General features: G+C 73.1%; 14 protein-coding genes. 1 reads left to right on the forward strand and 13 read right to left on the reverse strand.

Annotated features, from left to right (window positions below):
- Window positions 1-39: 39 nt before the first annotated feature.
- The 13 genes from E1193_RS10895 to E1193_RS10960 all read right to left on the reverse strand — a co-directional run bounded on the left by E1193_RS10895 (window position 40) and on the right by E1193_RS10960 (window position 13,099).
- Window positions 40-1,227: an acetylornithine transaminase gene (locus tag E1193_RS10895; RefSeq protein ID WP_132182778.1), complete on the reverse strand. Its 1,188-nt coding sequence runs from the start codon at window positions 1,225-1,227 to the stop codon at window positions 40-42.
- Window positions 1,224-2,111, reverse strand: a complete 888-nt coding sequence (argB, locus tag E1193_RS10900; RefSeq protein ID WP_132182780.1) for an acetylglutamate kinase — start codon at window positions 2,109-2,111, stop codon at window positions 1,224-1,226. The genes E1193_RS10895 and argB overlap by 4 nt, the downstream gene beginning before the upstream one ends.
- Before the next feature lie 229 nt (window positions 2,112-2,340).
- The gene (gene argJ / locus E1193_RS10910) at window positions 2,341-3,513 is read right to left on the reverse strand and encodes a bifunctional glutamate N-acetyltransferase/amino-acid acetyltransferase ArgJ (protein WP_132182784.1); all 1,173 of its coding nucleotides are present in this window, start codon (window positions 3,511-3,513) and stop codon (window positions 2,341-2,343) included.
- The gene (gene argC, locus E1193_RS10915) at window positions 3,510-4,511 is read right to left on the reverse strand and encodes an N-acetyl-gamma-glutamyl-phosphate reductase (protein ID WP_132182786.1); all 1,002 of its coding nucleotides are present in this window, start codon (window positions 4,509-4,511) and stop codon (window positions 3,510-3,512) included. Before argC ends, argJ begins: the two co-directional genes overlap by 4 nt.
- A gap of 271 nt (window positions 4,512-4,782) precedes the next feature.
- Complete coding sequence (pheT, locus tag E1193_RS10920; RefSeq protein WP_132182788.1) at window positions 4,783-7,329, reverse strand: phenylalanine--tRNA ligase subunit beta; 2,547 nt, start codon at window positions 7,327-7,329, stop codon at window positions 4,783-4,785.
- 41 nt (window positions 7,330-7,370) lie between these two features.
- The gene (gene pheS / locus E1193_RS10925; RefSeq protein WP_132182790.1) at window positions 7,371-8,459 is read right to left on the reverse strand and encodes a phenylalanine--tRNA ligase subunit alpha; all 1,089 of its coding nucleotides are present in this window, start codon (window positions 8,457-8,459) and stop codon (window positions 7,371-7,373) included.
- A 214-nt stretch (window positions 8,460-8,673) separates the two neighbouring features.
- Window positions 8,674-9,513 (reverse strand): RNA methyltransferase, encoded by an 840-nt coding sequence (locus tag E1193_RS10930; protein ID WP_132182792.1) that lies wholly within the window; start codon window positions 9,511-9,513, stop codon window positions 8,674-8,676.
- 29 nt (window positions 9,514-9,542) lie between these two features.
- Window positions 9,543-9,935, reverse strand: a complete 393-nt coding sequence (gene rplT, locus E1193_RS10935) for a 50S ribosomal protein L20 (RefSeq protein WP_089008309.1) — start codon at window positions 9,933-9,935, stop codon at window positions 9,543-9,545.
- Window positions 9,936-9,967: 32 nt separating this feature from the next.
- Window positions 9,968-10,162, reverse strand: coding sequence for a 50S ribosomal protein L35 (gene rpmI / locus E1193_RS10940; protein ID WP_132182794.1), 195 nt, complete (start codon window positions 10,160-10,162; stop codon window positions 9,968-9,970).
- Between the two features lie 18 nt (window positions 10,163-10,180).
- On the reverse strand, window positions 10,181-10,813 hold the full coding sequence (infC, locus tag E1193_RS10945) for a translation initiation factor IF-3 (protein ID WP_132182796.1): 633 nt from the start codon (window positions 10,811-10,813) through the stop codon (window positions 10,181-10,183).
- Window positions 10,814-11,233: 420 nt separating this feature from the next.
- Window positions 11,234-11,707 carry a PH domain-containing protein gene (locus E1193_RS10950; RefSeq protein WP_243707493.1) on the reverse strand — a complete coding sequence of 158 codons (474 nt, stop codon included), beginning with the start codon at window positions 11,705-11,707 and terminating at the stop codon, window positions 11,234-11,236.
- 220 nt (window positions 11,708-11,927) lie between these two features.
- Window positions 11,928-12,773: an ATP phosphoribosyltransferase gene (gene hisG / locus E1193_RS10955; protein WP_132182800.1), complete on the reverse strand. Its 846-nt coding sequence runs from the start codon at window positions 12,771-12,773 to the stop codon at window positions 11,928-11,930.
- 44 nt (window positions 12,774-12,817) lie between these two features.
- Window positions 12,818-13,099 carry a phosphoribosyl-ATP diphosphatase gene (locus E1193_RS10960; RefSeq protein WP_347877022.1) on the reverse strand — a complete coding sequence of 94 codons (282 nt, stop codon included), beginning with the start codon at window positions 13,097-13,099 and terminating at the stop codon, window positions 12,818-12,820.
- A gap of 418 nt (window positions 13,100-13,517) precedes the next feature.
- On the opposite strand from E1193_RS10960, the gene E1193_RS10965 reads away from it, so the two are divergent.
- Window positions 13,518-14,387, forward strand: a complete 870-nt coding sequence (locus E1193_RS10965) for an ABC transporter substrate-binding protein (RefSeq protein WP_132182802.1) — start codon at window positions 13,518-13,520, stop codon at window positions 14,385-14,387.
- Window positions 14,388-14,486 lie beyond the last annotated feature (99 nt).

A 14,486-nucleotide genomic window follows, 5' to 3' on the forward strand; every position in this document is an offset into this window, starting at 1 on the left:
CGCCGACCGTCAGCAACACTCGCCTAGCCGTCGGCAGCGTCAGAGGTGTATAAGAGACAGGGGGAGCGCCGCGTCGAGGGCGGCGGGGAGGGCGGTGAGGAAGGCGTCGACCTGCTCGGCGGTGAGGATCAGCGGCGGCGCGAGCCGCACCACCAACGGCTGCACCGGGTTGACCAGGAAACCCGCGTCGCGCAGGGCGGCGGTGACGGTGTGGGAGACCGGGGCGGCGAGCACGACGCCGAGCAGCAAACCGGCGCCGCGCACCTCGGCGACGAGCGGGTGGCCGAGTGCCTCGATGCCCCGGCGCAGCCGCTCCCCGGTCCGCTTGACGTGATCGAGCAGCCCCTCGCTGGCGATGGTCGAGATCACCGCGAGGGCGGCGGCGCAGCTGACCGGGTTGCCGCCGAAGGTGGTGCCGTGCGAGCCGGGAGCGAGCAGTGTGGCGGCCCGACCGAAGGCGAGACACGCGCCGATCGGCAGCCCGCCGCCGAGCCCTTTGGCCAGCGTCACCACGTCCGGCTCGACGCCCTCGGCCTGGTGGGCGAACCAGTGCCCGGTGCGGCCGATGCCGGTCTGCACCTCGTCGAGCACCAGCAGCGCGCCGTGCCGGGCGGTGATCCGCCGGGCGTCGGTCAGGTACCCGGCCGGGGGCACGACCACACCGTTCTCCCCCTGGATAGGCTCCAGGATCACCATGGCGGTGGCGTCGGTGACCGCCGCTTCCAGCGCGTCCACGTCGCCGTACGGAACGTGGGTGACGTCGCCGGGCAGCGGCCGGAACGGGTCGGCCTTGGCCGGCTGGCCGGTGAGGGCCAGCGCCCCCATCGTCCGGCCGTGGAAGCCGCCCCGGGTGGCGACCACGTGGGAGCGACCGGTGAGCCGGGACAGTTTGAACGCGGCCTCGTTGGCCTCGGCGCCGGAGTTGGCGAGGAAGACCCGGCCGGGCCGACCGGCCAGGGCCAGCAGCAGCTCGGCCAGGGCCACCGGGGGCTCGGCGACGAACAGGTTGGAGACGTGCCCGAGGGTGGCGACCTGCTTGGAGACGGCGGCCACCACGGCCGGGTGGGCATGCCCGAGGGCGTTGACCGCGATGCCGCCGAGCAGGTCGACGTACTCCCGGCCAATTTCGTCGACCACGACGGCGCCGGAGCCGGAAACCAGCGCCAGCGGCGGGGCACCGTAGTTGTCCATCATGGCCTGGCCCCACCGTTCGACCAACGTGCTCATGACTCGATCACCATGGTTCCGAACCCTTCCGAGGTGAAGACCTCGAGCAGCGTGGAGTGGGCGACCCGACCGTCGACGACGTGCGCGGCGGGCACTCCCCCGCGCACCGCCCGCAGGCATGCCTCCATCTTCGGCACCATCCCCGACTGCAGGGACGGCAGGAGCGCCGCCAACTCGTCGGCGGTGATCTCGCTGACCAGGCTGTCGCGGTCGGGCCAGTCGGCGTACAGGCCGGGGACGTCGGTGAGGACGACCAGCTTGCGCGCCTCCAGCGCTACGGCGAGCGCCGCCGCGGCGGTGTCGGCGTTGAGGTTGTGCAGCACTCCGTCGGCGTCCGGCGCGACGGTGGAGATCACCGGGATCCGGCCGGCCGCGATCAGGTCGGCCACCGCGGAGACGTCGACCGACTCCACGTCGCCGACCTGCCCGACGTCGACCGGCTCACCGTCGACGTACGCGGGCCGCCTTACCGCGGTGAACAGACCGGCGTCCTCGCCGGAGAGGCCGACGGCGAACGGGCCGTGCGCGTTGATCAGCCCGACCAGTTCCCGTCCGACCTGCCCGACGAGCACCATCCGGACGACGTCCATCGCCTCCGGGGTGGTGACCCGCAGGCCGCCCTTGAACTCACTCGGGATGCCGAGCCGGCCAAGCATGGCGGAGATCTGCGGCCCGCCGCCGTGCACCACGACCGGCTTGAGCCCGGCGTACCGGAGGAAGACCATGTCGGCGGCGAAGGCGCGCTGCAGTTCGGGGTCCACCATGGCGTTGCCGCCGTACTTGACCACGACTGTCGTCCCGGAGAGCCGGGCCAGCCAGGGCAGGGCCTCGATCAGCGTCTCGGCCTTGACCTGGGCCCGGGCAAGGTCCGTGCTCAGCGTCATGGCTTGGCCGACCTTCCGATCGCGACTGCGGGACTCCGCTGCGCCGCGTTCCTCGCGCTCACCCTGCCAACCCCGATCGCGACTGCGGGACTCCGCTGCGCTGCGTTCCTCGCGCTCACCCTGCCAACCCCGATCGCGACTGCGGGACTCCGCTGCGCTGCGTTCCTCGCGCTCACCCTGCCAACCCCGATCGCGACTGCGGGACTCCGCTGCGCCGCGTTCCTCGCGCTCACGATGAGTACGCCGAGTTCTCGTGCACGTACGCGTGCGACAGGTCATTGGTCCAGACCGTCGCGGCCGCGTCACCGGCGTGCAGGTCGATCCGGATGGTGACGTCCCTGCCGGTGAGGTCCACCTTGGAGCGGTCCTCGGCGGCGGCCCCGGAACGGCACACCCAGATGCCGTTCACCGCGACGTCCACGCCGTCCGGTTCGAAGGCGGCGGTGGTGGTGCCGACGGCGGCGAGGATCCGCCCCCAGTTCGGGTCGTTGCCGAACAGGGCGGTCTTGACCAGGTTGTTCCGGGCCACCGACCGGCCCACCTGCACCGCGTCGTCCTCGCTGGCGGCGCCGACCACGTCGATGGCGATCTGTTTGGTGGCGCCCTCGGCGTCGGCGAGGAGCTGCTGGGCGAGGTCGTGGCAGGCCGCGGTGACCGCGGCGGTCAACTCCGCCTCGGTGGGCTCGATGCCGGATGCGCCGCTGGACAGCAGCAGCACCGTGTCGTTGGTGGACATGCAGCCGTCGGAGTCGATCCGGTCGAAGGTGATTCGGGTGGCGGCCCGCAGCGCGGCGTCGAGGGTCTGCGGCCCGGCCACCGCGTCGGTGGTGAGCACACAGAGCATGGTGGCCATGGCGGGGGCGAGCATGCCCGCGCCCTTGGCCATGCCCCCGACGGTCCAGCCGCTGCCCTCGGCGACGGTGGTCTTCGGCCGGGTGTCGGTCGTCATGATCGCCTCGGCGGCGGCCGGTCCACCGTCGCGGGCCAGCCCGCGGATCGCGGCGCGTACCCCCGGCAGGAGCTTCGCCATGGGCAACCGCTCGCCGATCAGTCCGGTGGAGCAGACCGCGACCTCACCGGCGCCGAGCATCAGCCGCGGACTGACCGAGGTGAGCGTGGTGGCGGTGTGCTCGGCGGTGGCGTGGGTGTCCTGGAACCCGGCCGGTCCGGTGCAGGCGTTGGCGCCGCCGGAGTTGAGCACCACGGCGCGGACAACCCCGCCCCGGACGACCTGCTGGGTCCAGAGCACCGGGGCGGCCTTGACCCGGTTGGTGGTGAAGACGCCGGCGACCCCGGCGTCGGGGCCGTCGTTGACGACGAGGGCGACATCGGCGGCGCTGCCGGTCTTGAGCCCGGCGGCGACACCGGCGGCCCGGAAGCCCCGGGGAACGGTGACGGTCATGGCGCGACTCCGTAGGTCGACAGGCCGGTGGTCTCGGGGAGCCCGAGCATGAGGTTGGCGTTCTGCACGGCCTGACCGGCCGCGCCCTTGCCGAGGTTGTCGACGGCGCTGACCACGATCACCCGACCGGAGTCGACGTCGACGCCGGCCTGGAGGTGGCAGCAGTTCGAGCCGGCGGTGGCGGCGGTGTGCGGCCAGGCACCCTGCGGCAGCAGGTGCACGAACGGCGCGTCGGCGTACACCTCGGCCAGCACGTCACGCGGGTCGACGTCCCCGGTGGGAACGGCGGTGACGGTGGCGAGGATGCCGCGCGGCATGGGTGCGAGGACGGGGGTGAAGGAGAGGCTGGTGGCCCCGGTGGCCTGCTTGATCTCCGGCACGTGCTGGTGGCTGCCGACCTTGTAGGGCGACAGGTCGCCCATCACCTCGCTGCCGAGCAGGTGACTCTTGGTGGCCCGGCCCGCCCCGGAGGTGCCGGAGGCGGCCACCACCACCACGTCGGCGGGGAAGACCGCGCCGGCGGCGATCAGCGGGGCCAGCGCCAGCGTGGTGGCGACGGCGTAACAGCCGGTGCTGGCGACCCGGCTGGCGGCGGCGATCGCCGCACGCTGACCGGGCAGCTCTGGCAGGCCGTAGGTCCAGGCGCCGGCGTGCGTGCCGCCGTAGTAGCGGGCCCAGGCGTCGGCGTCGTGGAGCCGGTGGTCGGCGCCGAGGTCGACCACCTTGACCGACTGGGGCAGCGTCGCCGCGAGGGCCGCGGACTCACCGTGCGGCAGCGCCAGGAAGACCAGGTCCGCGTCGGCCAGGGTGGCCGAGTCGGTCGCCCTGAGGACCAGGTCGAGCCCGGCGAGCTGGGGGTGCACGGCGGTTACCGGCTGGCCCGCCTGGCGGTGGGCGGTGGCGGCGACCAGGTCGAACTCGGGGTGCCCGGCGATCAGCCGTAGCAGCTCGCCGCCGGCGTATCCGCTCGCCCCGGCGATCGCGACTCGAATGCCCATACTCACCTCCGCATGACTATGCAGACAAGGCTAGCGGCGACGGCCCACTACCGCAAGGTCATGCATCTCACTGCATGATCATGAGAAGTGTTGCCGCATGATTGGAGGCCCGGTCCTGGTGTCGGGGACAGGACGCCGGGCGATCAGGTGACCCGGTCGCCGGCGATCCCGTGCTGCCCGCCCGCCCCTGCGACGCTGCGGCGAGGTCTCCGAAGCGGTAACGGGCGAGGCCCCGACCCGCAGCCGGGTCGGGGCCTCGTCGACCTGTGGCTCAGGCGCCGCGCAGGGTCGCGCCGAACCGCTGCGCCGCGAGGGCAACCGCGGCATCCCGGGCGGCCAGCGCCTCCTCGACGGTCAGCGTCCGGTCCGGAGCGCGGAAGGTGAGCTTGTACGCCAGCGACCGACGTCCCGCACCGAGCTGCTCCGCGGCGTACACGTCGAAGAGCCGCACGTCCTCCAGCAGCTCACCGGCCCCCTCGACGAGGGTCCGCCGCACCTCGGCGGCGGGCACCGACTCGTCGAGCACCAGCGCCACGTCGATCAGCGCCGGCGGGAAGGTGGACACGGTCGGCGCGGGCGCCAGCGGGGCCGGTGGCAGCGCGTCGAGGTTCAGCTCCATGGCGCTGGCCCGCCTGGGCAGCTCCAGGGTCGTCACCACCGCCGGGTGCAGCTCCCCGGCGTACCCGACGACGGTGCCGTCGACCAGCAACGCGGCGCAGCGTCCAGGGTGCCAGGGGGCGTGCTCGACGGCACGCACCTCAATCCGGTCGGCCGGGATGTCGGCGGCGGCGAGCACGTCCCGGCCGGCCTGGACGGCGTCCGCCCAGCAGGCGGCCCGGCCCCGACCCCACCAACCGGCCGGCTCGACGTCGCCGGCGAGGACGACGGCGACGTGCCGGGGCTGGTGCGGCACCACCGCGTCGGCGGCGGCGAACTCGGCGTCGGTGGGACGCCGGTCGACGCCCATGGCCGGCGGCCGGCCGACCCCGGGACGCGGGTGGAAGACCGTGCCGATCTCGTAGATCGCGAGGTCGCGGTGGCCGCGGCCGAGGTTGCGCCGGAGGATGCCCAGCAGCGGGCCGAGCAGCGTGGTCCGCAGCAGCGGCTCCTCTTCGGACAGCGGGTTGGCCAGCCGGACCGCCGGGCGGCGCGGGTCGTCGGCGGGCAGGCCGAGCTGGTCGGCCAGCTCCGGCGAGGTGAACGGGTGCGCGACCACCTCGACCAGACCACGCTCGGCCAACGAGCGGGCCACCGCCCGGCGGCGACGCTGCTGCCAGGTCAGGCCCCGACCGGGGGGCGCGGTGGGCAGCACCGACGGCACCCTGTCGTACCCGTCGAGCCGGACCACCTCCTCGACCAGGTCGGCCGGGTCGGTGAGGTCGGGCCGCCAGGTCGGCGGGGTCACGGTGAGCACGTCGCCGCCGCCGGCCGCGACGCCGACCTCGCCCGGGTCCTCGGCGAGCCGGTCGGGGCCCCGCACGACGGTGCAGCCGACCTGCTCCAGCAGGGCGACCACCCGCTCCGGCGGATACTCCACCCCGACCCGCCGCGACGGCAGGTCGGTTGGCAGGGTGACCGGGGGCATCGGCCGGACGTGGTCGAGGTCGAGGATCTCGTCCCCGGCCGTGCCGCCGGCATGCTCGGTGAGCAGCCGGACCGCCCGCTCGATGGCGACCAGCGGCAGTGCCGGGTCCACGCCCCGTTCCCAGCGCTTCGCGGCCTCGCTGAACAGCTTGTGCCGGCGGGCGGTGCGCCCGACCATCACCGGGTCCCAGTGGGCGGCCTCGAAGAGCACATCTGTGGTGCCGCCGATGACCTCGCTGGTCTCGCCGCCCATCACCGCGGCGAGCGAGACGGGCCCCGTGTCGTCGCAGATCACCATGTCCTCGGCGGCGAGGGTACGGGCCACCCCGTCCAGCGTGGTCAGCTTCTCCCCCGCCTCGGCCCGGCGGACCACCAGCGGTCCGGTGATCCGGTCGGCGTCGAAGGCGTGCATCGGCTGACCCAGTTCGAGCATCAGGTAGTTGGTGATGTCGACCGGCAGCGAGATGCTGCGGATGCCGGCCACGGTGAGCCGTCGCGCCATCCAGCCGGGGGTCGCGGCGGTCGGGTCGATCCCGCGCACCATCCGGGCGGCGAACCGGTCGCAGCCGGCGGTGTCGTGCACCTCGACCGGGTACGCCGGCTCGGCGGTGCCGCCGGGCGCGGGCGCCAGGCCCGGGTCGCGGAACGGCACGCCGAGGGCGTGCGCCAGCTCGCGGGCCAGGCCGCGCACGCTCAGCGCGTACCCCCGGTCCGGGGTGATCTCCACCTCGACCACGACGTCGTCGAGGCCCACGACGGGGCGGGCGTCGTCGCCGGGCTTGGCCGTGGTGTCGGGCGGCAGCACGATGATGCCCGAGTGGTCGTCGCCCAGGCCCAGCTCCTTCGCGGAGCAGATCATGCCGTGGGAGTTGCGCCCGTAGGTCTTACGCGCGCCGATGGCGAAGCCGCCGGGCAGCACGCCGCCGGGGAGGATCACCACCACCTTGTCGCCCTGGGCGAAGTTGCGGGCCCCGCAGACGATCTCCTGTGGCTCGCCGGTGCCGTTGGCGGCGCCCACGTTGACCCGGCAGAACCGGATCGGCTTCTTGAAGCCGGTCAACTCCTCGATCTCCAGGACCTCGCCGACCACCAGCTGGCCGGTGACGGTGCCGGCCAGGTCCACGACGGACTCGACCTCGATGCCGAGGTCGACCAGGGCCTGCTCCAGGTCGCCGGTGGGCAGGTCGGCGGGGAGGTCGACGTACTCCCGCAGCCAACTGACAGAAACTCGCATGACTTCAGACCACCGTTCCCGTGACTCGTACCCGCATCGCCCTACGCCCCGACCCCGAACGCGCGGGTGAACCGCACGTCGCCCTCGGCCATGTCCCGCATGTCGCTGACCCCGTGCCGGAACATCACCGTCCGGTCGATGCCCATGCCGAAAGCGAATCCGGAGTAGACCTCCGGGTCGATACCGCAGGCGCGCAGCACCCGCGGGTTGACCATGCCGCAGCCGCCCCACTCGACCCAGCGCGGGCCGTCCCGGTGCTCGGGGAACCACACGTCGAACTCGGCCGACGGCTCGGTGAACGGGAAGTAGTGCGGCCGGAAGCGGGTCTTCGCGCCCTCGCCGAACATCGCCCGGGCGAAGTGGTCGAGGGTGCCGCGCAGGTGGGCCATGGTGATGTCCTTGTCCACCACCAGGCCCTCGACCTGGTGGAACACCGGCGCGTGGGTGGCGTCCAGCTCGTCGGTGCGGTAGACCCGCCCCGGCACCACCACGTAGATCGGGGGCTTGTGGGTCAGCATGGTGCGTGCCTGCACCGGCGAGGTGTGGGTGCGGAGAACGAGACCCGAACCGTCGCCGGCCACGGCGGAACTCTCCGGGGCTATGTGGAAGGTGTCCATCAGCCCTCGCGCCGGGTGGTCGGCGGGGATGTTCAGCGCGTCGAAGTTGGTCCACTCCAGCTCGACCTCGGGGCCCTCGGCGACCTCGTAGCCCATCCCGACGAACAGATCGCTGATCTGCTCCATCAGGGTGCTCAGCGGGTGCCGGGCACCCCGGGGACGCCGGTCGTACGGAAGGGTCACGTCGACCCGCTCCTCGACCAGCATCCGGGCGGCCTGCTCGCGCTCAAGGACCTCGGCGCGGGCGGCGTACGCGGACTCGATGGCCCGGCGGGCCTCGTTGACCCGCTTGCCCGCGTCGGACTTCGCCGCCGGCGGCAGCGCGCCGATCTCCCGGCGGGCGAGGGACACCGGCGCCCGGTCACCCAGGTGCGCGGGGCGCAGCGCGGTCAGCGCGTCGGGGTCGGCGGCGGCGGCGAACGCCTTCTCGGCGGTGGCGACGGCCTCGGCCAGGGCGGCCGGGTCCAGCAGGGCGACCTGCTTCGGGTCGTACGGATCGTTGCGGTAGCTCATGGGTAACGGGCACTCCCTCACGGCGGCGCCGACCCTCCCGGGCGGCTAGGCGAGTCTACGGACGCGCGGCTGTGCCGCAGCCCGCCGGTGGGAGTTGCGCAGGGGGAAGGGTCAGGCCCGCCGCCCGCCGACACCGGCGGGCTGGCTAAACGAACGCCGTGGCGCGTTCACCATGCGGACGACTCCCCCTGTGCTGTCTGCGCGCGTGACACCGTCAGCGCAGTGCTCTCGCTGAAGCGTACAGGCAGACGGCGGCGGCCGCAGCCAGGTTCAGGCTCTCGGCACGCCCGTACAGCGGCACCCGCACCCGCGCGTCGGCGGCGGCGGTCAGCGCCTCGGGCAGGCCGTGCGCCTCCGAGCCGAACAGCCACGCGGTGGGCGCGGCGAGCCGGCCGGCGTCGGCGAGGTCGTCCAGGTCGCGGTCGCCGTACCCGGTGGTGGCGAAGATCGAGAGCCCGGCGGTACGTAGCGCCCCGACCGCGGCGGCCGGGTCGGCGGCGCGGACCACGTCGACATGGAACAGGCTGCCGGCGGAGGCCCGCACGCACTTGCCGTTGTACGGGTCGACGGCGTCGCCGGCGAAGACCACCGCACCGGCGCCGGCGGCGTCGGCGGTGCGCAGGACGGTGCCGGCGTTGCCCGGGTCGCGGATCTCGGCCAGCACCGCGACCAGGCGCGGCCCGCGCGCGAGGGCCGTCTCCAGGGGTACGTCGAGGTGCCGGCAGACAGCGACCAGCCCCTGCGGGGCGACGGTCTCGGCGAGCGCCGCGAGCGCCTCGTCGGTGACCTCGGAGACGGGCACGTCCTGCCGTGCGGCCAGCGCCGCGAGGTCGGCGTACCGGTCGAGGGCTGCGGGGGTGCCGAACAGCTCGACGGTCGTGCCGGCCCGGACCAGGGCCTCGCGGACCGCCTGCGGCCCCTCGGCCAGGAAGCGACCGGTGGTGTCGCGGTCGCGGCGGCGGTGCAGCCGCCGGGCCGCGGCCACCCTGGGGGTACGCGGGGTGAACGGGCCCGGGACAGCGTCGAGGCGCCTCCCGCGCGATGGTGACTGCATGGGAGACGCCTCGATCTGCGGTGGGTGGATCAGGCGGCCTGGGCCGCGGCGCCACCGGTGCCCTCGGCCGCCACGGCGGCACGGGCCAGCTCGACGATCGCGGCGAACGCCGCGGCGTCGTTGACGGCCATGTCGGCCAGGATCTTGCGGTCGACCTCGATGCCGGCCAGGCGCAGGCCCTGGATCAGCCGGTTGTAGGTCAGGCCGTTCGCCCGGGCGCCGGCGTTGATCCGCTGGATCCAGAGCTGCCGGAAGTCGCCCTTGCGGTCGCGGCGGTCCCGGTAGGCGTACTGCATCGAGTGCAGCACCTGCTCCTTGGCCTTGCGGTACAGCCGGGAGCGCTGACCGCGGTAGCCGCTGGCGGTCTCCAGCAGGGTACGGCGCTTCTTCTGGGCGTTCACAGCCCGCTTGACGCGTGCCATCTCAACTCCTTCTTCGGTTCAGGTGGCGCGCGTCAGCGGCCGAGCAGCTTCTTGATTCGCTTGACGTCGGCCTTGACCAACTCGACCGTGCCGGTCAGCCGGCGGGTCCGGGTAGAGGACTTCTTCTCCAGGTTGTGGCGGAGGCCGGCCTGCTGGGCAACGATCTTGCCCTTGCCGGTCACCTTGACCCGCTTGCCCATACCCGTGTGGCTCTTCATCTTCGGCATGTGGAACGTCTCTCCCTGTTACTGGCCGCTGGTCTCAACGGTCGTGCCGGTGTCACCGGCTGCTGCGGTCTCGCCGGCCTCCGGAGCGACGGAGCCGTCCGCGGCCCGTTCCCGGGGTCCGCCCCGAGATGCCGTCGCGGCGGCCGCGGCGGCCTTCGTGGCGCGGTGCGGCGCGAGCACCATGATCATGTTGCGACCGTCCTGCTTCGGCGCGGCCTCGACGTACCCCAGCTCCGAGATCTCGGACTCGAGCCGGCGCAGGAGCCGGTAACCCAGCTCCGGGCGGCTCTGCTCCCGACCGCGGAACATGATCGTCACCTTGACCTTGTCGCCGGCCTTGAGGAACCGCACCACGTGACCCTTCTTGGTCTCGTAGTCGTGCGGGTCGATCTTCGGCCGGAGCTTCATCTCCTTGATGACGGTCTGCTGCTGGTTACGCCGCGCTTCGCGCGCCTTCAGTGCGCTCTCGTACTTGAACTTGCCGAAGTCCATGAGCTTGCACACCGGCGGGCGCGCCATCGGCGCAACCTCGACCAGGTCCAGGTCGACGTCCGCGGCCAGCTGCAGGGCGCGCTCCAGCGGGACGATGCCCACCTGCTCACCCTCAGGGCCGACCAGTCGGACCTCACGTGCCCGGATCTGCTCGTTCACGCGTGGTTCGACGCTGATGGGGCCTCCTCGAGTCGGGTCTCCTGCGTGGCCGACCCCGCGGGCCCCCGGGTGAGGGCCGCCCGGAAAGCAGGAGGCCCCGGCGCATGCCAGGGCCCACTCGACCGGTCGGCACGATCACATGATCGTGCATCCGGGACCGGGGCGCGCCCGGAACCGGTGACCGGACCCGGCCGCCTACGTGGCGACTCGGGTGGGAGCAGGCGCTCCGCTTCGAGACCGCCCGCACCACGAGGTGGGGGCAGTCTGGTCGACTTGGCAACACTACACCCTCACCCCAGCCACCCCCAAACCGGGCCCCGCGCAGGTCAACGCGGGTGTTACCGGACCCGCAGCGGGACCCGGCCGCCGAACCGACCACGCGGCGGCCGCCCGGGGTGGGCGGCGGCGTCGAGCGCCTGGTCAGCGGGAGGTGGCGCGGCCCGACCGGGATGCCAGGTGGGCCTGGTGCAGCCGGCGCAGCGCGCGGACCCCCGCCACCGCGATCTCCTTGTCGGCGGCCTGCAGGGCGACCATCGGCAGCAGGTCGTCGTCGTGCAGCTCCAGGCTGGCCCAGGGCGCGCCCCGGTCGAACCGGACGCCGCGGACGACCTCCCACGGCAGCTCGTACGACCCGATCACGTTGCGGACCCGCACGCTGCGGGCGTCCGCCTCCACCCGGGGGCGGGTGAACAGCAGGATGGCCAGCGCGCCGAGCACGCCGAGGCCCACCATGGCGAGCTGGTCGCCGCGCTGGAAGGTGCCGTAGCCGTTACCCGTGGCGCCGCTCAGCGAGGTGGCCACCAGACTGAACACCACCAGCAGCGCGACCGCCGAAACCCAGCAGACGACCCGGATACGTCGGGGCTTCAGGCGGACCAGCTCGGGATCACTCACCCCACCAGTCTGCCACCCGCCCCGGGTCGGCGTACCGTCGCCACACGAAGCCCGAGGGCCGCGTCGCCACCCGGCGTGATCCGTCAGCGCCGTTGATCCACTCCGGGTGCGGCACATCGCGGTAGCCCACGGGCTGAGCGAGGCGCGATTCTCCGTATCCGGAGTGGATCAAGGCTGGACGGGGAACCCCGGCCGACGCACTGCGGTCCGGGTGGCGTACTCAGAGCCGGCAGGCGTGGATGTTGGTGACCAGGATGGCGCGAGCGCCCAGGTCGTACAGCTCGTCCATGATCCGGTGCACGTCGTCGCGGAGCACCATCGCCTGCACCGCGACCCAGCCCTCCCGGTGCAGCGGGGAGACCGTCGGCGACTCGATCCCGGGGGTCAGCGAGCTGGCCCGGTCGAGCAGGCCCGCCGGCACGTCGTAGGCGAGCATGACGTAACGGCGGGCCACCAGCACGCCGTGCAGCCGGCGCAGCAGCTGCGCGGACTGCGGGTGCACCGGCGCGGCGGCCCGGCGGACCAGCACCGCCGAGGAGCGCAGCAGCGGCTCGCCGAAGACCACGAGGCCCGCCTGGCGCAGCGTGGTGCCGGTCTCCACCACATCGGCGACCACGTCGGCGACGCCGAGCCGGATGGCGTTCTCCACCGCCCCGTCCAGGCGGATCACGTCGGCCTTGACGCCCAACTCGGCCAGGTGCCGCTCGACCAGCCCCGGGTACGCGGTGGCGATCCGGTGCCCGCCCAGCTCCCGTACGTCGTCGACGTCCTCGGGTCGGGCGGCGAAGCGGAAGGTGGCCCGGCCGAAGTCGAGGTCCACCACCTCCTCGGCCGGCGCGCCGGAGTCGATCAGCAGGTCCCGGCCGGTGATGCCGACGTCCAGGTCGCCGGAGCCGACATAGGTGGCGATATCCTTGGGCCGCAGGTAGAAGAACTCGATGTCGTTGGGCTCGTCGCGGCAGACGAGGTCCTTGGGGTCGGTGCGCTGGCGGTAGCCCGCCTCGCGCAGCATCTGGGCGGCCTTCTCGGCCAGCGCGCCCTTGTTCGGTACGGCGACACGCAGCATGACGGAGTGCTCCTTCGGTCGATTCTGATCAACGACGGGGGCACTCACAGATGTCGGTAGACGTCCTTGAGCTCGAGACCACTGGCGAGCATCAACACCTGGACCTGGTAGAGCAGCTGGGAGATCTCCTCGGCGGTTCGTTCCGGCCCCTCGTGCTCGGCGGCCATCCACGACTCGGCCGCCTCCTCGACGACCTTCTTGCCGACGAAGTGCACCCCCTTCTCCAGGGCGGCGACGGTGCCCGAGCCCGGGGTGCCGGCGGCGGCCTTGGCCTGCAGCTCGGCGAACAACTCCTCGAACGTCTTCACGGAAGGCGATTCTTCCAGCCAGCCGCTGACGCCGCGCGTGCCGGGTCCCAGCCGTGTCGCCTTCCCACCGTCGCCGCCCCTTCTGTCCCGTCCCCGGATGCGGGACCGACCCTTCCGGTCGCGCCTGTCGCCGGCGACACCACTGGCGCCTGTCGCCATGGCACCGCACCACACTCCACCGAGGCGCGGCGCACCACACGCCCCACCGACGCGCGGTGCGTGGGCCGCTCTCCGCGGTCGCCCGCCAGCTCACCGGTCACCGGCGGGCTGCGGCCCGGCCGGGGGCCCACCGGTGGCAGCCGCCGGACGGCCGGCAGTCCGGCCGCGCGGTCGGCCGGGGCGGATCGGCGCACACCGGCAACAAATCGACATCGATCGTCCGAACAACAACGGGCACACCTGCGGGACATCGGCGGTCTTCTCTACGCTGTCCGCCATGGCACGCAGCAGCTCCCGCGTACTCGCCCTCACCACCGCCGTCGCCGCCCTCGTCGCGGCGGCCGGCTGTACCCCTCCGGACGGGAGGAACCCCACCACCCCCATCGACGCGGCCACCGCCGCCTGCACCAAGGAGAGCCTGCGTACCCGGACGCCGGGCATCCTCACCATCGCCACCGACGAGCCGGCGCGCGAGCCGTGGTACCGGCAGAACAAACCGGAGACCGGCGAGGGCTTCGAAGCCGCCGTCGCGTACGCGGTTGCGGCGCAGCTCGGGTACGCCAGCGCGGAGGTCACCTGGACCCGGGTACGGTTTGCTGACGCTACCCCCGCCCCGGCCAGCTTCGACTTCGCCGTCAACCAGTTCTCCGTCACCGAGGAGCGCAAGCAGGCGGTGGACCTCTCCGCGCCCTACTACCTGGTTCGGCAGGCCGTGATCGCGCGGAAGTCGTCGACGATCGCCGGGAAGAAGTCTCTGGCCGGGCTCAAGGACGCCCGGCTCGGCGCCCAGCTCGGCACCACCAGCTACCAGGCGATCACCGACATCATCAAACCCGGACCGAAACCGCAGGGCTACCGCGGCACCGACGAGGCCACGCAGGCGTTGCGGAGCGGTCAGATCGACGGCCTGGTCGTGGACCTGCCAGCCGCCTTCCGCATCACCTCGACCGAGATGACCGACGCCACCGTTGTCGGTCAGGTGCCGCAGGTGGGCGCCCCGGAGACGTTCGGGCTGCTGCTCGGCAAGGATTCCCCGCTGACCCCGTGCGTCAACGAGGCGATCAGCGAGCTCCGCGAGGCCAAGACACTGACCGAACTGGAGCAGAAGTGGCTCGCCCAGGCGGCGGGGGCGACCGAGCTCACCTGAGCCCGCTCACCTGCGCTTCGGCGTGGCGCAGCGGCGGCGGGCCTCGTACCGCCGCCGGCAGACGGTGCGCGGCACGCTGCTCGCCGTCCTGCATGGCGA

This window comes from Micromonospora sp. KC606 (genome assembly GCF_004348675.1).
Taxonomy (GTDB): Bacteria; Actinomycetota; Actinomycetes; order Mycobacteriales; family Micromonosporaceae; genus Micromonospora.